Below are 18835 nucleotides of genomic sequence, written 5' to 3'. Positions count from 1 at the left end.
GAACTGGTTTTTAGTGTTTTCGGCCTATAGTCTTGCCCGAATTTTCCGATAACAACAGGGAGGCGGGAAAAGTGCCTCTCTTTCTGTTCACAGCTTCAGTCCGGTCCCCATGTCAAAAATCATCGGCATCATCGTCATCCTGGGCAGTGTGCTCGGCGGGTACATGCTCTCTGGCGGCAAGATCGCGGCCATCATTCAGCCGTTCGAAGTGCTGATCATCGCCGGTGCGGCGCTGGGTGCCTTCCTCCAGGCGAACCCCGGCAGCACCTTCATGACGGTGCTGAAAAAAGCGCCGAAGATGTTCAGCAACCGCTTCACCCACACCTTCTACCTGGAGGTGCTTGGCATGCTCTACGAGGTGCTCAACAAGAGCCGCCGCGAGGGCATGATGGCGATCGAGGCGGACGTCGAGGACCCTTCCGCCAGCCCGATCTTCAGCAAGTACCCGGCGGTATTGAAAGACGAGCGCATGACCGCCTATATCTGCGACTACCTGCGAATCATGTCCTCCGGCAACATGGCGCCGCATGAGCTGGAAGGTCTTTTCGACATGGAGCTGGGCAGCCTCAAGGAGGATTTCGAACATCCCGCTCATGCGGTGACCCGTGTGGCCGATGCCCTGCCGGGCTTCGGTATCGTTGCCGCGGTGCTCGGCATCGTGATCACGATGGCCCTGCTGGGCCAGGGTAGCCAGGCGGAGATCGGCCACCACGTGGCAGCCGCGCTGGTGGGAACCTTCCTCGGTATTCTCGCCGCCTACGGCTTCGTCGGCCCGCTGGCCAATGCCCTGGAACACGACGCCAAGGAAGAACTGAATCTCTACGAGGCCATCAAGGCCTGCCTGGTGGCCTCGGCCTCGGGGATGCCGCCGTCGCTGGCCGTGGAGTTCGGCCGCAAGGTCCTGCTGCCGGCGCATCGTCCGAGCTTCACTGAGCTCGAGCAGGCCGTTCGCGGTCGCTGATGGGTCGTCTGACGCATGGATAACAACCAGCCGATCATCATCAAGCGCGTCAAGCGCTATGCCGCGGGCCACCACGGTGGTTCGTGGAAGATCGCCTTCGCCGACTTCGCCACCGCCATGATGGCGTTCTTCCTCGTGCTCTGGCTCCTGTCCTCGGCCACGCCGGAGCAGAAGAAGGCCATTTCCGGCTATTTCCAGGACCCCATCGGCTTCACCGAAAGCGCCAGCCCCTATGTGATCGACCTGGGCGGCACGCCGACGCCGGCGCCGGACAAGACCCTGAACCCGCAGATCCAGGCGCAGCCCGAGGCGGATGAAACCCGCATCAGCCCGCAGGATGAGGCCAAGGTGAACGCCGACCAGGCGGAGAATATCGCCGAGAAGATCGAGCACGAACGCCTCGAACTGTTGCTCCAGGAGCTGCAGAACAAGGTCGACGAAAACCCCACGCTCAAGCGCTTCAAGGATCAGATCCTGTTCGAGATTACCCAGGACGGCCTGCGCATCCAGATCGTCGACTCGGAGAACCGGCCGATGTTCGACCTGGGCAGCGCGCGGTTGCAGCCCTACTTCGAGGACATCCTGCTGGCGATGGCGGAAACCATTCGCCAGGTGCCGAACAAGATCAGCATCAGCGGCCACACCGATGCCAAGCCATACGCGGGCAATGGTGACTTCGGCAATTGGGAACTGTCCGCCAACCGCGCCAACGCGGCGCGCCGTGCGCTGGAGGCCGGTGGCTATCCGGAGAACCAGATCGCCCGTGTGGTCGGCTACGCCTCGTCGGCGCTATTCGATCGCGACAAGCCGCTGAACCCGGTGAACCGTCGCATCGACATCATCGTCCTGACCAAGAAGGCGCAGCGTGCCATCGAAGGGCAGGATGGCCGGGCGGATAAGCCGCAGGATGGCACCGCTCCAGTGCCGGGCAGCGCTGCGCCTGCGGGCGCACTGGCTCAGCCCTCAAACGGCCAGGGCGAGCCGCTGCCGCCGGATCAGCTCAAGCAGAAGCTCAATCTGTTCGACGATGGCGGGACGCTGAAGCTCGACGAGTTGAACAGGCAGCAGTGAAATTGAACAGGTCAGCGTGAATGCTGGCCCTTTCTCTAGTACTCGTCCTGCGGCAGGCTGGCCAGAATGTGCCGGTAGCTCGCCATTCGTTGCGGCGAGATACGGCCTTCCTCCAGCGCCTTGAGAAGGGCGCAACCGGGTTCGCGGTCATGCTTGCAGTCGCGGAAGCGGCAATGCCCGAGCAGGTCGTGGAATTCGATGAATCCGGCCTCGACATCGTCGCGGCTGACATGGCCCAGGCCGAATTCGCGGATACCGGGAGAGTCGATCAGGTCGCCGCCCGCCGGGAAGTGGAACAATCGCGCGGTGGTGGTGGTGTGGGTGCCTTTGCCGGTGACTTCCGACAGGTCGCCGACGCGGGTATCGACGCCCGGCAGCAGCGCATTCACCAGCGACGATTTGCCCACGCCCGACTGGCCGACGAACACACTGACGTGCTCGTTCAGCGCGGCGCGCAAGGCGTCCATCGCCAGGCCGTTGAAGGCGGAGACTTCCAGCAGCGGGTAACCCAGCTCGCGGTAGGTGCCCAGCAGCGAATCGAGGAACGGGGCGTTTTCTTCGTCGACCAGGTCGGCCTTGTTCATCAGCAGCAGCGGCTTGATGCCGGCATGCTCGGCGGCGATCAGGTAGCGGTCGATCAGGTTGGCGTGGGGCTCCGGGCGCGGGGCGAAGACGATGACGATGCGGTCGACGTTCGCCGCAACGGGCTTGAGCACGCCGCGCATGTCCGGGCGGCACAGCTCGGAGCTGCGTGGCAGTTGCGCGACGATCACGCCGATACCCTGGTTGCCGGGGCGCCAGACCACCTGGTCGCCGGTCACCAGTGGCGGCAGGTTGGCGCGCAGATGGCAGCGGAACACCTGGCCGGCATGCTCGCCTTCCTGGGCCTCGACTTCCACCTGCACGCCGAAGTGGGCGATCACCTGGCCGGTCTGTTCCGGGCCGAGGTCGCCGCCTTCCAGCTCCTCCAGGGCGCGCGTTTCGCGCTTGGCCGCGCGCGCGGCGCGTTCTTCCTGGATCTTTTCGATGCGCCAGCTTTGCCGGCGGGTGAGGTGACGCTTGGCCATAGGGTATCCACAGGGAAAATCGCGCCGCAGTTTAGCATGCAGTCATGCGCTTCCCGCTAAACTAGGGGGCTGAGCTGAGGAGCCCCATCATGCAGAACCCACAGAACCTGATCTGGATCGACCTGGAAATGACCGGGCTGGACCCGGACAAGGACGTCATCATCGAGATGGCGACCATCGTTACCGACAGCGATCTGAACATTCTTGAGGAAGGCCCGGTGATCGCCGTGCACCAGAGCGAGGAGCTGCTCGCCGGCATGGACGAGTGGAATACCCGCCAGCACGGCCAGTCGGGGCTGACCCAGCGGGTGCGCGAGAGCACCATCTCCGCGGCCCAGGCGGAAGCCATGACCCTGGCGTTCCTGGAGAAGTGGGTGCCCAAGCGCAGCTCGCCGATCTGCGGCAACAGCATCTGCCAGGACCGCCGCTTCCTCTATCGCCACATGCCGAAGCTGGAAGGCTACTTCCACTATCGCAACCTGGACGTCTCCACTCTCAAGGAACTGGCTGCGCGCTGGGCGCCGCAGGTGCGGGACGGCTTCAAGAAGGGCAACACCCACCTGGCGCTGGACGACATCCGCGAGTCCATCGCCGAACTGCGCTACTACCGCGAGCACTTCATCAAACTGTAAGTGGCGCTGGTCTGGTCCGCTCCGCAGGGGCGGGCCGGGAGTGGCTAGCCGCGGCGCCGGCCCTCGTGCTGGCGCAAGGCCCACGCCACATGTTCGCGCACCAGTTCCGACGGGAACTCCCGGCGTGCCTTCAGCGCTTCGATCACCGGAATGGTCGACGGCGCATTGCCCAGTCCCACGGCCAGGTTTCGCAGCCAGCGCTCATAGCCTGCGCGGCGCAGCGGCGAGCCTTCGGTGCGGCTGAGGAACTCTTCCTCCGTCCACAGGAACAGCTCTGCCAGTGCGGCGTTGTCCAGGCTGTGGCGGGGTCGGAAGTCGCCCTGGTCGGTAGCGCGTGCGAAGCGGTTCCACGGGCAGACCATCTGGCAGTCGTCGCAGCCGAATACGCGATTGCCGATCAACGCGCGCAGGTCTTCTGGGATCGAGCCCTTCAGCTCGATGGTCAGGTAGGAAATGCAGCGCCGCGCGTCCAGCACGTAAGGCGCAACGAAGGCGGCGGTCGGGCAAATGTCCAGGCACGCCGAGCAGCGTCCGCAGTGCTCCGTGGCGTGGGGCGGGTCGACCGGCAGCGGCAGGTCGGTGAACAGTTCGCCCAAAAAGAAATAACTGCCGGCCTTGCGGTTCAGTACCAGGGTGTTCTTGCCGATCCAGCCGAGCCCGGATTGCTCGGCGATGGCCTTTTCCAGAACCGGAGCGCTGTCGACGAAGGCGCGGAAGCCGAATGGACCGATCCGTTGCTGGATACGCTCGGCCAACTGTTGAAGGCGCTTGCGGATCAGTTTGTGATAGTCGCGGCCCAGCGCGTAGCGGGAGACGTAAGCCTTCTCGGCATCGCCCAGCACCTGTGCCATGCGGGTGTCGCCGGGCAGGTAGTCCATGCGCAGCGAAACCACGCGCAGGGTGCCGGGCACCAGTTCGTCCGGGCGCCAGCGTTTGCTGCCGTGGGCGCCCATGTAGTCCATCTCGCCGTGGTAGCCCGCCTCCAGCCAGCGCTGCAGGTGTGCGCCGTGGGTTTCCAGGTCGAGCCCGCTGATGCCGACCTGCTGGAAGCCGAGTTCGCGCCCCCAGTCCTTGATGGAACGGGCGAGGTCGTCGTAGTCGAGCGTCGAATCGTACATGGAGAGCGGGAAAGCCGGGCCTGGGTGAGTATAATTCTGCCAGACCTTGCCGCAGCCGGCCTGCCCGGCGCGAAGGCGACACATCCCGCCGCCCGGAAACGCGATGACTGACCATCCACACGACGATCTCCCCATTGCCCTGTATGGCGCCGCACAGGTGCGCGACCTGGATGCGCGCATCATTGCCGCTGGCACCCCGGGCTTCGAACTCATGCAGCGCGCCGCTCATGCGGCCTGGCGCGCGCTACGCCGGCGCTGGCCGGATGTCGGCGAAATCAGCGTGCTGACTGGGCATGGCAACAATGCCGGGGATGGTTATCTGATCGCTGCACTGGCATTGCGCGCCGGCTGGCGGGTGCGAGTGCTGGCTGTGGGCGATGCGACCCGGCTTGCCGGTGATGCTGCCTCCGCCTACGGCGAGGCCCGCGCCGCCGGGGTCGACATGGAGCGCTGGAGCGAGGGCTCGGAGCTGCGGGGCGTCGTCGTCGATGCGTTGCTCGGCACCGGACTCGGCGGCGCCGTGCGCGAGCCCTATGCCGCGGCGATCGCCGCGATCAACTCCAGCGGACGGCCCGTGCTGGCGGTGGATATCCCCTCTGGCCTGGGCGCGGACAATGGCCAGGTGTTCGGCGTGGCGGTGCGTGCCGATCTGACGGTGACCTTCATCGGGCTGAAGCTCGGCCTGTTCACCGCCAGCGGTCCGGATTTCTGCGGCGACCTGGTGTTCGATGGGCTCGATGCCGACCCGGCGCTGCTGTCGGGAGACTCGATGGCGATTCGTCTCGCCCCGGCCTCCCTGGCACGTTTGCCGCCGCGGCCGAAAGCGGCGCACAAAGGCTTGTTCGGTCACGCGCTGGTGATCGGTGGCGACACCGGCATGGGCGGCGCAGTGCTGCTGGCTGCCGAGAGCGCGCTGCGTTGCGGCGCGGGGCTGGTGTCGGTGGCCACTCGCGCAGCGCATGTCGCTGGCGCGCTGGCGCGTTGCCCGGAGTTGATGGCGCGTGGTGTCGCTTCTTCGGCCGAGCTGCTGCGCCTGGCCGGGAAGGCCAGCGTGCTGGTGGTAGGCCCCGGCGTAGGGTGTGAGGCATGGGGGCGGGTGCTGGTCAGCGCGGCCGCCAGCCTCGAACGATTGCAGGTGTGGGACGCCGATGCGCTCAATCTGCTAGCCGAGGATCTGGTCGCACGCCCGTCCGGCGACTGGGTGATGACGCCGCATCCGGCGGAGGCAGCGCGCCTGTTGGACATATCAACAGCCGATGTACAGGCGGATCGTCCGAAGGCCGCCCGCGCACTGGCGCAGCGCTATCAGGCGGTCGTGGTGCTCAAGGGGGTTGGCAGTCTGGTGGCTGCTCCCGATGGCAGGCTGGCGCTGTGCAGTCACGGGCATCCGGCAATGGCCGGGGCCGGCCTGGGGGATGTCTTGTCCGGCATTCTCGGTGCGCTGTTGGCCCAGGGGATGCCGAGTTTCGATGCCGCCTGCCTGGCGGTGTGGTTGCACGCCCGTGCTGGCGAGTCGCTGGGTGCCCAGGGGCGCGGCCTGGCTGCCAGCGATCTTGCCCCTGCCGTTCGTCAGTTGCTCGAGGAGCACAGCCCATGTCTGAACTGAATCTGTTCGCCGACGGCGAAGAGGCCATGTATGACCTCGGGTGGCAGATCGCCGCAGCGACCCAGGGGCATGGCGTGATCTATCTGCACGGCGACCTGGGGGCGGGCAAGACCACACTGTCGCGCGGCATCCTGCGGGGCCTGGGGCACGGCGGGGCGGTCAAGAGCCCGACCTTCACTCTGGTCGAACCCTACGAAATCGGCGCGTTGCGCGCCTTTCACTTCGACCTCTACCGGCTCGCTGACCCGGAGGAGCTGGAGTTCCTCGGCATCCGCGACTACTTCGAGGGCGACGCCCTGTGCCTGATCGAATGGGCTGAGCGTGGCACAGGCATTTTGCCAAAGGCCGACATGGACATTACCATTACTCCGCATGCGGGCGGACGCATGCTGCGCCTCGAACCGCACGGTACTCGGGGCGAAGCCTGGTGTGCCGCCCTGGCCAAGGGAGCATGAGAAAAAAGATGGGTTGGGGGTTGCGCCTTCGGGCGTTGTTGACCGGAATGACCGTTCTGCTGGCGATGACTGCTGGCGAGGTTCTTGCCGCCACGCAAATCAAGAGCGTTCGAATCTGGCGTGCGCCGGACAACACTCGGCTGGTCTTCGACTTGTCCGGGCCTGTGCAGCACAGCCTGTTTACCCTCAGTGCGCCTAATCGCATCGTCGTCGACATCAATGGAGCCCAACTGGCTACCGCCGTCGACAAGCTCAAGCTTGGCAATACTCCGATTACCGCGGTGCGCTCCGCCCAGCGCTCGCCGACCGATCTGCGTCTGGTGCTGGACCTGAAGAATCAGGTCACCGCCAAGAGCTTCGTCCTGGCGCCGAACCAGCAATATGGCAACCGCCTGGTCGTCGATCTGTATGACCAGGGTGCCGACATCACCCCGGACGTCCCGGCCACACCGACGCCGAACCTGCCCGCCACGCCTGTGACGCCCAGCCAGTCTGTGGCCAAGCTGCCCGTGCCCGCCGGCGGCAAGCGCGACATCGTGATTGCTATCGACGCCGGCCACGGCGGCGAAGATCCTGGCGCCCTCGGCCCGGGTGGCCTGCACGAAAAGAACATCACCCTGGCCATCGCTCGCGAATTGCAGCGCCAGATCAACCAGATGAAAGGTTTCCGCGCCGAGCTGACACGTACCGGCGACTACTTCATCCCGTTGCGCGGTCGTACCGCCATCGCGCGCAAGAAGGGCGCCGACCTGTTCGTCTCGATCCACGCCGACGCCGCGCCCAGCCGCAGTGCCTTCGGTGCGTCGGTATTCGCCTTGTCCGACCGCGGCGCGACCTCCGAGACCGCGCGCTGGCTGGCCGATACGGAAAACCGTTCGGACCTTATCGGCGGTGATGGCGGAGTGAACCTCGACGACAAGGACAAGATGCTCGCAGGTGTGCTGCTCGATCTGTCCATGACCGCGACCATGTCGTCCAGCCTGGATGTCGGCCACAAGGTGCTGACCAACGTGGGCCGTGTGACGTCGCTGCACAAGCGGCGTGTGGAGCAGGCGGGGTTCATGGTGCTGAAGTCTCCGGACATTCCGTCGATCCTCGTGGAAACCGGGTTCATCTCCAATCCGAACGAATCGCAGAAGCTGGCCAGCAGCTCGCACCAGCAGGCGCTGGCGCGCTCGATTGCCAGCGGTGTTCGCCAGTACTTCGTGCAGACCCCGCCGCCGGGCACCTATATCGCTTCGTTGCGCGACGGCGGCCAACTGGCCAGCGGGCCGCGCGAGCATGTGGTGCGTGCCGGTGAAAGCCTGGGCATGATCGCAAGCCGCTATGACGTCAGTACCGCCTCGCTGCGTACCGCCAACAATCTCAAGAGTGACACGGTGAAAATCGGCCAGGTCCTCAAGGTTCCGGGCACTGCCCTGGCGTCCCAGCGATGAGTGACGCGCGCCGTATCCAGCTGCTCAGCCCGCGGCTGGCCAACCAGATAGCCGCCGGCGAGGTGGTCGAGCGGCCGGCCTCGGTTATCAAGGAGCTGCTGGAGAACTGCCTGGATGCCGGTGCCAAGCGCATTGACGTCGAGGTCGAACAGGGTGGTGTGAAGCTGCTTCGGGTGCGTGACGATGGCGGCGGCATTCCTGCCGAGGACCTGCCGCTGGCCCTGGCCCGCCACGCCACCAGCAAGATCCGCGAGCTGGAAGATCTGGAGCGGGTGATGAGCCTGGGCTTCCGTGGAGAAGCGCTGGCCTCGATCAGTTCCGTATCGCGCCTGACCCTGACCTCCCGCACCGCCGACGCCGAGCAGGCCTGGCAGGTGGAAGTCGAGGGGCGCGACATGGAGCCTACCGTGCAGCCGGCCGCCCATCCCGTGGGCACCAGCATCGAAGTGCGCGACCTGTTCTTCAATACTCCGGCTCGGCGCAAGTTCCTGCGGGCGGAGAAGACCGAGTTCGATCATCTGCAGGAAGTTATCAAGCGCCTGGCGCTGGCGCGTTTCGACGTGGCCTTCCATCTGCGCCACAACGGCAAGACCGTTCTTTCGCTGCACGAAGCCAGGGACGAAGCGGCTCGTGCCCGTCGCGTCGGAGCGGTGTGCAGCGCCGGTTTCCTCGAGCAGGCGCTGCCTATCGAGGTAGAGCGTAACGGCCTGCATCTGTGGGGCTGGGTCGGGCTGCCGACATTCTCGCGCAGCCAGCCGGACCTGCAGTACTTCTATGTGAATGGCCGCATGGTGCGCGACAAGCTGGTCGCTCACGCCGTGCGCCAGGCTTATCGCGACGTGCTGTACAACGGCCGCCATCCGACCTTCGTGCTGTTCTTCGAAGTCGACCCGGCGGTGGTGGACGTCAATGTGCACCCAACCAAGCATGAAGTGCGCTTCCGCGACAGCCGCATGGTGCATGACTTCCTCTACGGCACCCTGCATCGGGCTCTGGCCGAAGTGCGGCCGGACGATCAGCTCGCGCCGCCCGGCGCCACCACGCTGACGGTTCCGCGTCCCACGGGCGTCGCCGCCGGCGAGTTCGGGCCGCAGGGCGAGATGCGACTGGCGGAAACCGTGCTCGAAGCGCCGGCTGCGGCGCGTACCTGGCAGTCGGGCTCCGCCTCGGGGGGGGCTTCCTCCGGCTACGGCTACCCGTCGGCACGTCCGGAGGTTCCGCCGCTGCAGGAGGCCCAGGGCGCCTACCAGGCGTACTTCGCGCCGCTGCCGGAGCAGGCAGTGTCGCAGCCCTTGCCGGAGTCTAGCCAGGACGTACCGCCGCTGGGCTATGCGCTGGCGCAGTTGAAAGGCATCTACATCCTCGCCGAAAACGCCCACGGCCTGGTGCTGGTGGACATGCACGCCGCCCATGAGCGGATCACCTACGAGCGCCTGAAAACCGCGATGGCCAGTGAAGGCTTGCGCGGGCAGCCGTTGCTGGTGCCGGAGTCCATCGCTGTCAGCGAGCGTGAGGCTGACTGTGCGGAGGAGCATTCGAGCTGGTTCTCCAGGCTTGGTTTCGAGCTGCAGCGGCTCGGCCCGGAAACCCTGGCAATCCGCCAGATTCCCGCATTGCTCAAGCAGGCCGAGGCCACGCAACTGGTGCGCGACGTGCTCGCCGATCTCCTTGAGTACGGCACCAGCGATCGCATCCAGGCGCATCTCAACGAATTGCTGGGCACGATGGCCTGCCACGGCGCAGTGCGTGCCAATCGCCGCCTGACGCTGCCAGAGATGAACGCCCTGTTGCGCGACATGGAGACGACAGAGCGCAGTGGCCAGTGCAACCACGGTCGGCCGACCTGGACGCAACTGGGGCTGGATGAGCTGGATAAATTGTTCCTGCGCGGACGTTGAAGTCGACGTCCCGTAAGCCTGGGTTCAGCTTTCTGCAGTACACTGCGCGTCAAACGATTCAGCAGTGCGCAAGAACGAGTCCCCGATGTCCTCCCTGCCTCCCGCGATTTTCCTCATGGGCCCCACTGCCGCCGGCAAGACCGACCTGGCCCTGGAGCTGGCGCGCCTGTTGCCTGTCGAGTTGATCAGCGTCGATTCGGCGCTGATCTACCGGGACATGGATATCGGCACCGCCAAGCCCTCGCGCGAGCTGCTGGCGGAGTTTCCGCACCGTCTCATCGATATCCGCGACCCCAGCGAAAGCTATTCGGCGGCCGAATTCCGTGCCGACGCCCTGGCGGCGATGGCTGAGATCACCGCTGCCGGCCGCATTCCTCTGTTGGTCGGCGGCACCATGTTGTATTTCAAGGCATTGCTGGAAGGCCTTGCCGACATGCCCGGCGCGGACCCCGCCGTGCGCGCGGAGCTGGAGGCCTGGGCGGCCGCAGATGGTTGGGCCGCCCTGCACGCGGAGCTTGCGCGAGTAGACCCTGAGTCGGCTGCGCGCATCCATCCGAACGATCCGCAGCGCCTTGTCAGGGCGTTGGAAGTCCATCGCGTCAGCGGCATGTCCATGAGCGAACATCGACGTCGGCAGGCGAGTGAAAATGCGGGGTTCGGCGCGCAAGGCGGTGGGCAATTGCCGTATACTGTCGCTCACCTGGCGATCGCGCCTCTGCAGCGCCAGGTACTGCACGCGCGTATCGCGCAACGATTTCGCCAGATGCTGGAACAGGGATTCGTCGCCGAGGTCGAAGCCCTGCGCTCGAGAAGTGACTTGCACGCCGGGCTGCCGTCTATACGGGCTGTTGGCTATCGACAGGTATGGGATTACCTCGAGGGCAAACTGTCCTACTCTGAAATGGAGGAGCGCGGCGTGATCGCCGCGCGGCAATTGGCCAAGCGCCAGTTCACCTGGCTGCGCAGCTGGAGCCATCTACACTGGTTGGACAGCATGGCGGATGACAATCTGCCGCGTGCCTTGAAATACCTTGAGGCGGTCTCCATATAGGCTCGAGACCTTAATTCTGGCCGTCTATCCTTGGGGTTCAGGACGGCGTTAAGCCAATTCGACTACTACTAAAATCTGATTATTACCCTTACAAGGAGTGCGGCATATGTCAAAAGGGCATTCGCTACAAGACCCTTACCTCAATACCCTGCGGAAAGAACGCGTACCGGTTTCCATTTATCTGGTCAACGGCATCAAGCTGCAGGGCCAGATCGAATCGTTCGACCAGTTCGTCATCCTGCTGAAGAACACTGTCAGCCAGATGGTCTACAAGCACGCGATCTCTACCGTTGTTCCCAGCCGTCCGGTGCGTCTGCCCAGCGGTGACCAACCGGCAGAGCCGGGTAACGTTTGACGGGAGTTCGCCTTGTTCTTTGAGCGCCCGGGCGGTGGGGAACGGGCCATTCTGGTCCATCTGGAAGGTCAGGACCCCGAGGCGCGCGAAGACCCGCAGGAGTTCCAGGAGCTGGCGCGTTCGGCGGGCGCGGAGTCTGTAGCGTTCGTAAACATTTCGCGCCATCAGCCTTCAGCCAAGTACCTGATCGGCAGCGGCAAGGTCGAAGAGTTGCACGACCTGGTCCATGCCGAGAAGGTCGAGCTGATCATCTTCAATCACACCCTCACTCCGAGTCAGGAGCGCAACCTCGAGCGAGCGCTCGAATGCCGTGTGCTCGACCGGACGGGGTTGATCCTCGACATCTTCGCCCAGCGTGCTCGTACACACGAGGGCAAGCTGCAGGTGGAGCTTGCCCAGCTCGAGCACATGAGTACGCGCCTCGTGCGCGGATGGACTCACCTTGAGCGCCAGAAGGGCGGTATCGGCTTGCGCGGTCCGGGTGAAACCCAACTGGAAACCGACCGCCGTTTGCTGCGGGTGCGCATCCGGCAGATCAAGCAGCGCCTGGAAAAGGTCCGCAGTCAGCGCGAGCAGGCTCGTCGCGGTCGTCGCCGTGCGGAAATCCCGTCGGTCTCTCTGGTCGGCTACACCAACGCCGGCAAGTCCACGCTGTTCAACGCGTTGACCACTTCCGAGGTATACGCGGCCAACCAGTTGTTCGCTACCCTCGATCCGACCTTGCGCCGGCTGGAGCTGGACGATATCGGGCCGATAATTCTGGCTGACACCGTAGGCTTCATTCGCCATCTGCCGCACAAGCTGGTAGAGGCGTTTCGGGCTACCTTGGAAGAGTCGAGCAATTCGGACCTGCTGCTGCACGTCATCGACTCTCACGAGCCGGAGCGCGATGCTCAGATCGAGCAGGTGCTGGCGGTGCTGCAGGAAATCGGCGCCAACGAGTTGCCGATGCTCGAGGTCTACAACAAGATCGACCTGTTGCAGGACATGGATCCGTGGATTCAGCGTGACGAATTCGGCAAGCCCGTTCGGGTCTGGGTGTCGGCGCGTGAGTCCCGTGGGCTGGACTTGATCGAGCAGGCGATCTCCGAGTTGCTGGGCGAGGACCTGTTCGTTGGGACGCTCTGCCTGCCACAACGCCTGGGGCGGCTTCGTGCTCAGTTCTTCGAACTGGGCGCGGTACAGTCCGAGGGGCATGATGAAGAAGGGCGCGCTGTGTTGCAGGTCCGCCTGCCGCGTGTCGAGTTGAACCGCCTGGTCAGTCGAGAAGGCTGGCAGCCGGCGGAGTTCATTGCGCAACACACTTTGCAATAAAGCCCGGGCCGCTGCTTTTGGCAGGGGGCGGGGCATTCGGTAGCATGGGTGGGCGCGCCGTAGGCGCGTTTTCGCGTTATCAGATGGAGAGCGCTATGGCTTGGAACGAGCCGGGTGACAACTCGAACAAGAACGATCAGGACCCGTGGGGTGGACGCCGTGGTGGCGGCCGCCAGGGCCCGCCTGATCTGGATGAGGCCTTTCGCAAGCTGCAGGACAGCCTGAACGGTATTTTCGGCAAACCCAAACGCGGTAGCGGCACCGGTGGCGGTGGCAGCAAGGGCGGTACTCTGGGACTGTTCGGTATCGGACTGGCGATCCTCGGCGTACTGTGGCTGTACAACGCCATCTATGTGGTGGACGAGCAGGAGCAGGCGGTGATCCTGCGCTTCGGCAAGTACTACGAGACCGTGGGGCCGGGCCTGAATATCTACTTCCCGCCGATCGACAAGAAGTTTCAGGAGAACGTGACCCGCGAGCGTGCATACAGCAAGCAGGGCCAGATGCTCACCGAGGACGAGAATATCGTGGAGGTTCCGCTGACCGTGCAGTACAAGGTCAGCAACCTGCAGGATTTCGTGCTCAACGTCGACCAGCCCGAGGTGAGCCTGCAGCAGGCCACCGAGAGCGCGCTGCGTCACGTCGCGGGCTCGACCACGATGGACCAGATCCTCACCGAAGGTCGTGAGCAGATGGCTACCGAGGTGCGCGAGCGGCTGCAGCGCTTCATGGATACCTACAAGACCGGCATCGCCGTGACTCAGGTGAATATCCAGAGCGCCGCCGCGCCGCGAGAGGTGCAGGAAGCGTTCGACGACGTGATCCGTGCCCGCGAAGACGAGCAGCGCGAGAAGAACCAGGCCGAAGCCTATGCCAATGGTGTCGTGCCTGAGGCTCGTGGTCAGGCCCAGCGCATCATCGAGGAAGCCAACGGCTACCGTGATGAGGTCGTGTCTCGCGCCCAGGGTGAGGCGGATCGCTTCAGCAAGCTGGCGGGTGAGTACCGCAAGGCGCCCGAGGTTACTCGTGAGCGTCTGTATCTGGACGCCATGCAGGACGTTCTGAGCCAGAGCAGCAAGGTGCTGGTGACCGGGCAGCAGGGTCAGAACAATCTGATCTACCTGCCGCTGGACAAGATGATGGATGGCCGTGGTTCGGCAGCCCCAAGCACCACGCCAGGCACGACCAGCAGCACGCAAGACATCGGTTCGCGGGTGGCCAACGACCTGCAGCAGCGTGACATGCGTACCAGGGAGAGCCGCTGATGAGTAACAAGTCTCTGATTGCCCTGATCGCCGCCGTCGTTGCCGCGGTTGCGCTGTGGAGCAGCATCTATGTCGTTCAGCAGACCGAGCGCGCCGTGCTGCTGCGCTTCGGTCGCGTGGTCGACGCCGACGTCAAGCCGGGCCTGCACTTCAAGATTCCGTACGTCAACCAGGTGCGCAAGTTCGACGGCCGTCTGCTGACTCTGGACTCGCCGACCCAGCGTTTCCTGACGTTGGAGAAGAAAGCGGTGATGGTCGATGCCTACGCCAAATGGCGCGTCTCCGATGCCGAGCGCTTCTATACCGCGACTTCCGGCATGAAGCAGATCGCCGATGAGCGTCTGTCTCGCCGCCTGGAGGCCGGTCTGCGCGACCAGTTCGGCAAACGCACCTTGCATGAAGTGGTTTCCGGTGAGCGTGACGCGCTCATGGGGGATATCACTGCTTCGCTGAACCGCATGGCGCAAAAGGAACTGGGTATCGAGGTCATCGATGTTCGCGTCAAGGCCATCGACCTGCCGAAGGAAGTGAATCGCAGCGTGTTCGAGCGCATGAGCACCGAGCGTGAGCGGGAAGCCCGCGAGCATCGCGCGAAAGGGCGTGAACTGGCCGAAGGTATCCGCGCGGACGCCGACCGTCAGCGTCGTGTACTGCTGGCCGAGGCTTATCGCGAGTCGGAAGAAACCCGGGGTGACGGTGATGCCAAGGCTGCGGCAATTTACGCCAAGGCCTACAGTGCCGATCCGGAGTTCTACGCTTTCACCCGCAGCCTCAAGGCTTACCGCGAGAGCTTCGCGGACAAGAAGGACGTGCTGGTGCTCGACCCCAGCAACGATTTCTTCCGCTATCTGGAAAAAGCTAAACCCTAAGGGTCCGTCGACGCTTCGTCGTGACCGCGCTGAACCCCGTGTTGCGAGTTGTCCCGATGCCGAATTGAGGCCCGGGCGCCGCGCAACACGGGGGTTCGTCCCTTCGGGTTGCGCGTCAAATCACGCCATGCGTCGTTGCGGGGCTAGGCAAGGGCCGGCCATTACCGTCGCCCCGCGTCTAGCCTGGCGTGATTTGCCGCGGCAACGCGATTCACGCCGAAACATCAACGGACCCTTGTAACTCTCCGGCGGGCGGCAGTGCCCGCCGGAGAAATCGTGTTATCATGGGTCAGCCGGGAAATCCCGGCTTTTTTGCGCCCGTTAGATCCATGTGCAGGAACCATGTGGCAGGAACTCGGCAAAGCGTTCTGTCTGTTACTGGTGCTGGAAGGCATCCTTCCATTCCTGTATCCGCGTGGCTGGCGGGACGCTGTGAGTGGGCTGGGTCGCCTCGACGACCGCAGGCTCAGACTCATCGGGCTGGGCAGCATGTTGCTCGGTACCGTTCTTCTTTACTGCATTCATTGAAGTGCCGCCCGGCTGAAAGGGGAGAGGCGACATGGCAACGGTAGACCGCTGGCTGCTGCCAGATGGGATCGAAGAAGTGCTGCCACCGGAGGCGGCGCGCGTTGAAGCAGCCCGCCGTCAGGTGCTGGACCTCTTCCAGCGTTGGGGTTACGAGTTCGTAGTCACCCCGCATATCGAATACCTGGAATCCCTGCTGACTGGCGCCGGGCAGGATCTGGATCTGCGTACCTTCAAGGTTACCGACCCTGCGTCCGGTCGCCTGATGGGGTTCCGTGCGGATATCACGCCGCAGGTCGCTCGCATGGATGCGCACAGCCTCCGCCGCGAAGGTCCTAATCGCCTGTGTTACGCCGGCAGTGTGCTGCATGCGCGCCCTCGTGCTCTGGCTACTTCGCGTAGCCCGATTCAGCTGGGGGCCGAGCTGTATGGCAATACTGGCGCCGCTGGTGACGTCGAGGTCATCAGCCTGCTGCTCGACATGCTGGACATGGCTCAGGTGCCGGACGTGCATATGGATCTCGGCCATGTCGGCATCTACCGCGGGCTGGCGCGCGCGGCTGGGCTTTCCGGTGAGGTTGAGCAGTCGCTGTTCGATGCGCTGCAACGCAAGGCTGTCGATGAGGTTGCAGCGCTGACCGAGGCCTTGCCTGCGGATCTGGCTGGCATGCTGCGCGCACTGGCTGAGCTGTGCGGCAGTCGTCAGGTGCTGGATCAGGCGCGTGAGGTGCTCGCCAGCGCTCCGCTCGCGGTGCAGGAGGCGCTGGCGGATCTGACCGCTATCGCAGACTCGCTGGCTGCGCGTTTCCCGCAGTTGCCGCTGTACTTCGATCTCGGCGAGCTGCGCGGTTATCACTATCACACGGGCGTGGTGTTCGCTGCGTTCGTGCCTGGGGTTGGCGAATCCATCGCTCAGGGCGGTCGCTACGATGACATTGGCGCTGATTTTGGTCGCGCCCGTCCGGCGACCGGTTTCTCCACCGATCTCAAGACCCTGGTCACTCTCGGTCGCGCCCAGCTCGACGAGCCGCGCGCCGGAGTCTGGGCGCCGGTCGACGGACCTGGCTTATGGCAGGCGGTGCAGCAGTTGCGCCGTCAGGGTGTGCGCGTGGTACAGGCGTTGCCCGGGCAGGATGCGGCTTCGGCTACCGAAGCGGGCTGCGACCAGCAACTGCTGGCTCGCGATGGCAATTGGCAGGTGGTCGCGCTCTGAGGCGCGCCACTTCGAGTTTCTGCCGGCCGCGGCCGGCACCGAACATCCACGATGGGGACAAGAGTTATGGGTAAGAATGTCGTAGTCCTGGGCACCCAGTGGGGTGATGAGGGCAAAGGCAAGATTGTCGACCTGCTGACCGACCAGGCTGCTGCCGTGGTGCGTTACCAGGGCGGCCACAATGCCGGTCATACCCTGGTAGTCGCTGGCGAGAAGACCGTGCTGCACCTGATTCCGTCGGGCATCCTGCGTGAAGGCGTGCAGTGCCTGATCGGCAACGGCGTGGTCCTGGCGCCCGATGCGCTGATGCGCGAAATCGCCAAGCTGGAAGAGAAGGGCGTACCGGTGCGCGAGCGCCTGCGCATCAGCCCGTCCTGCCCGCTGATCCTGTCGTTCCACGTAGCCCTGGACCAGGCTCGCGAGAAGGCTCGTGGCGACGCCAAGATTGGCACCACCGGTCGTGGCATCGGTCCGGCGTACGAGGACAAAGTGGCTCGTCGCGGTCTGCGCGTTGGCGACCTGTTCCATCGCGAGCGCTTCGCCGCCAAGCTGGGCGAGTTGCTGGACTACCATAACTTCGTCCTGCAGAACTATTACAAGGAGCCGGCCGTCGACTTCCAGAAGACTCTGGACGAGTGCATGGCCTATGCCGAAGAGCTGCGTCCGCTGATGGCTGACGTGACCTCGACCCTGCACGATCTGCGTCGTGGCGGGGAGAACATCATGTTCGAAGGTGCTCAGGGTTCGCTGCTCGACATCGATCATGGCACTTACCCCTTCGTCACCAGCTCCAACACCACGGCGGGCGGCACCGCTACCGGTTCGGGCTTTGGTCCGCTGTACCTGGATTACATCCTGGGGATTACCAAGGCCTATACCACTCGCGTGGGTTCCGGCCCGTTCCCGACCGAGCTGTTCGATGACGTTGGTGCTCACCTGGCCAAGGTTGGTCACGAGTTCGGCGCCACTACCGGCCGTGCCCGCCGTTGCGGTTGGTTCGATGCGGTCATCCTGCGTCGTGCCATCGAGATCAACAGCCTGTCCGGCCTTTGCCTGACCAAGCTGGACGTCCTTGACGGCCTGGATGCCGTACGTATCTGCACCGGCTACAAGAACGCCGCCGGTGAGCTGCTGACCGATGCTCCGACCGATGCCGACAGCTACATTGGCCTGCAGCCTGTCTACGAAGACCTGCCGGGCTGGAGCGAGTCTACTGTCGGCGTGCAGAGCCTGGAGGCCCTGCCGGCCAATGCGCGCGCCTACATCAAGCGCGTCGAGGAGCTGGTCGGTGCACCCATCGACATCATCTCCACCGGCCCGGACCGTGCCGAGACCATCGTGCTGCGCCATCCGTTCGGCTGATCTGCGCTGTGTACCTCGCAACGGGCCGCTCTGCGGTCCGTTGTCGTTTCTGCGTGGAGTACGTCAGGCGATATGGTTCGCCTGGGCATCTCCATTGATGTCATTGAGGTGTGGATTGGCGGTTGCTGGCGGGCGGTTTGTCGTCGGCGGTATGAGTGGGGCTGGTTGGCTGAGCGAGAGTGTGGGGTGATCAGTGCGGCAAGCTCGGACATTGTGCCCGGCTTTGGATTGCGGAAACCCGAAAACGAAAAAGCCGAGCAGTGCTCGGCTTTTTCGTTTGAATATGGTGCCCAGGAGAAGACTCGAACTTCCACGGTGTTGCCACCGCTAGGACCTGAACCTAGTGCGTCTACCAATTCCGCCACCTGGGCATGCTTTTCAGCATGGGGTGCGATGATCGCTCATCGTCTTGCGGTGATGCAACCCTTGGCTGCATCGGGCGGTCTATCGTTCGGTTATCAGGGTTCCGAACCCGCCGGGATAAAGTCTGTCATCGACTGACTCTATCCTTGAATAAGTGGTGCCCAGGAGAAGACTCGAACTTCCACGGTGTTGCCACCGCTAGGACCTGAACCTAGTGCGTCTACCAATTCCGCCACCTGGGCACTGGAGTCGATGATTGCTCATCGTTTCCGTG

The 18835-nt window shown here is 64.2% G+C and carries 17 protein-coding genes and 2 tRNA genes; 15 read left to right on the top strand and 4 right to left on the bottom strand.

The window, feature by feature from the left end; translation table 11 throughout:
* The first annotated feature begins 109 nt into the window (after positions 1 to 109).
* Positions 110 to 961 (top strand): flagellar motor stator protein MotA, encoded by an 852-nt coding sequence (gene motA / locus OU419_RS25670; protein WP_254472272.1) that lies wholly within the window; start codon positions 110 to 112, stop codon positions 959 to 961.
* Between the two features lie 15 nt (positions 962 to 976).
* The gene (motB, locus tag OU419_RS25665; protein WP_254472273.1) at positions 977 to 2032 is read left to right on the top strand and encodes a flagellar motor protein MotB; all 1056 of its coding nucleotides are present in this window, start codon (positions 977 to 979) and stop codon (positions 2030 to 2032) included.
* A 35-nt stretch (positions 2033 to 2067) separates the two neighbouring features.
* Here motB and rsgA read toward each other — a convergent pair whose 3' ends face one another.
* Complete coding sequence (gene rsgA / locus OU419_RS25660) at positions 2068 to 3099, bottom strand: small ribosomal subunit biogenesis GTPase RsgA (RefSeq protein WP_254472274.1); 1032 nt, start codon at positions 3097 to 3099, stop codon at positions 2068 to 2070.
* 89 nt (positions 3100 to 3188) lie between these two features.
* On the opposite strand from rsgA, the gene orn reads away from it, so the two are divergent.
* Positions 3189 to 3731, top strand: a complete 543-nt coding sequence (gene orn, locus OU419_RS25655; RefSeq protein ID WP_254472275.1) for an oligoribonuclease — start codon at positions 3189 to 3191, stop codon at positions 3729 to 3731.
* A gap of 44 nt (positions 3732 to 3775) precedes the next feature.
* Here orn and queG read toward each other — a convergent pair whose 3' ends face one another.
* Complete coding sequence (queG, locus tag OU419_RS25650; RefSeq protein WP_254472276.1) at positions 3776 to 4849, bottom strand: tRNA epoxyqueuosine(34) reductase QueG; 1074 nt, start codon at positions 4847 to 4849, stop codon at positions 3776 to 3778.
* A 103-nt stretch (positions 4850 to 4952) separates the two neighbouring features.
* On the opposite strand from queG, the gene OU419_RS25645 reads away from it, so the two are divergent.
* The 12 genes from OU419_RS25645 to OU419_RS25590 all read left to right on the top strand — a co-directional run bounded on the left by OU419_RS25645 (position 4953) and on the right by OU419_RS25590 (position 18198).
* Positions 4953 to 6455: an NAD(P)H-hydrate dehydratase gene (locus tag OU419_RS25645; RefSeq protein ID WP_254472277.1), complete on the top strand. Its 1503-nt coding sequence runs from the start codon at positions 4953 to 4955 to the stop codon at positions 6453 to 6455.
* Complete coding sequence (gene tsaE, locus OU419_RS25640) at positions 6443 to 6910, top strand: tRNA (adenosine(37)-N6)-threonylcarbamoyltransferase complex ATPase subunit type 1 TsaE (protein WP_254472278.1); 468 nt, start codon at positions 6443 to 6445, stop codon at positions 6908 to 6910. Before OU419_RS25645 ends, tsaE begins: the two co-directional genes overlap by 13 nt.
* Before the next feature lie 8 nt (positions 6911 to 6918).
* Positions 6919 to 8346, top strand: a complete 1428-nt coding sequence (amiB, locus tag OU419_RS25635; RefSeq protein ID WP_254472279.1) for an N-acetylmuramoyl-L-alanine amidase AmiB — start codon at positions 6919 to 6921, stop codon at positions 8344 to 8346.
* Positions 8343 to 10244: a DNA mismatch repair endonuclease MutL gene (gene mutL, locus OU419_RS25630; RefSeq protein WP_254472280.1), complete on the top strand. Its 1902-nt coding sequence runs from the start codon at positions 8343 to 8345 to the stop codon at positions 10242 to 10244. The genes amiB and mutL overlap by 4 nt, the downstream gene beginning before the upstream one ends.
* 85 nt (positions 10245 to 10329) lie before the next feature.
* Positions 10330 to 11295, top strand: a complete 966-nt coding sequence (gene miaA / locus OU419_RS25625) for a tRNA (adenosine(37)-N6)-dimethylallyltransferase MiaA (RefSeq protein ID WP_254472281.1) — start codon at positions 10330 to 10332, stop codon at positions 11293 to 11295.
* 106 nt (positions 11296 to 11401) lie between these two features.
* Positions 11402 to 11650, top strand: coding sequence for an RNA chaperone Hfq (hfq, locus tag OU419_RS25620; RefSeq protein ID WP_015479145.1), 249 nt, complete (start codon positions 11402 to 11404; stop codon positions 11648 to 11650).
* Between the two features lie 12 nt (positions 11651 to 11662).
* Positions 11663 to 12964: a ribosome rescue GTPase HflX gene (gene hflX / locus OU419_RS25615; protein WP_254472282.1), complete on the top strand. Its 1302-nt coding sequence runs from the start codon at positions 11663 to 11665 to the stop codon at positions 12962 to 12964.
* A gap of 95 nt (positions 12965 to 13059) precedes the next feature.
* Positions 13060 to 14229, top strand: coding sequence for an FtsH protease activity modulator HflK (gene hflK / locus OU419_RS25610; protein ID WP_254472283.1), 1170 nt, complete (start codon positions 13060 to 13062; stop codon positions 14227 to 14229).
* A complete protein-coding gene (hflC, locus tag OU419_RS25605) occupies positions 14229 to 15098 on the top strand; it encodes a protease modulator HflC (RefSeq protein ID WP_254472284.1) in 870 nt (289 codons plus the stop codon). The genes hflK and hflC overlap by 1 nt, the downstream gene beginning before the upstream one ends.
* A 342-nt stretch (positions 15099 to 15440) precedes the next feature.
* Positions 15441 to 15626, top strand: a complete 186-nt coding sequence (locus tag OU419_RS25600; protein WP_254472285.1) for a DUF2065 domain-containing protein — start codon at positions 15441 to 15443, stop codon at positions 15624 to 15626.
* Between the two features lie 31 nt (positions 15627 to 15657).
* Positions 15658 to 16836 carry an ATP phosphoribosyltransferase regulatory subunit gene (locus OU419_RS25595; protein ID WP_254472286.1) on the top strand — a complete coding sequence of 393 codons (1179 nt, stop codon included), beginning with the start codon at positions 15658 to 15660 and terminating at the stop codon, positions 16834 to 16836.
* A 66-nt stretch (positions 16837 to 16902) separates the two neighbouring features.
* Complete coding sequence (locus OU419_RS25590; RefSeq protein ID WP_254472287.1) at positions 16903 to 18198, top strand: adenylosuccinate synthase; 1296 nt, start codon at positions 16903 to 16905, stop codon at positions 18196 to 18198.
* 284 nt (positions 18199 to 18482) lie between these two features.
* On the opposite strand, the gene OU419_RS25585 is transcribed toward OU419_RS25590, so the two are convergent.
* Both OU419_RS25585 and OU419_RS25580 read right to left on the bottom strand, forming a co-directional pair.
* Positions 18483 to 18569: transfer RNA gene (locus OU419_RS25585), tRNA-Leu, on the bottom strand.
* A 147-nt stretch (positions 18570 to 18716) separates the two neighbouring features.
* Positions 18717 to 18803: transfer RNA gene (locus OU419_RS25580), tRNA-Leu, on the bottom strand.
* Between the last annotated feature and the right edge of the window lie 32 nt (positions 18804 to 18835).

This window comes from Pseudomonas triclosanedens (genome assembly GCF_026686735.1).
Taxonomy (GTDB): Bacteria; Pseudomonadota; Gammaproteobacteria; order Pseudomonadales; family Pseudomonadaceae; genus Pseudomonas; species Pseudomonas triclosanedens.
Note: the sequence above shows the minus strand (reverse complement) of the source record. Positions and strands in the feature narration are given on the sequence as shown.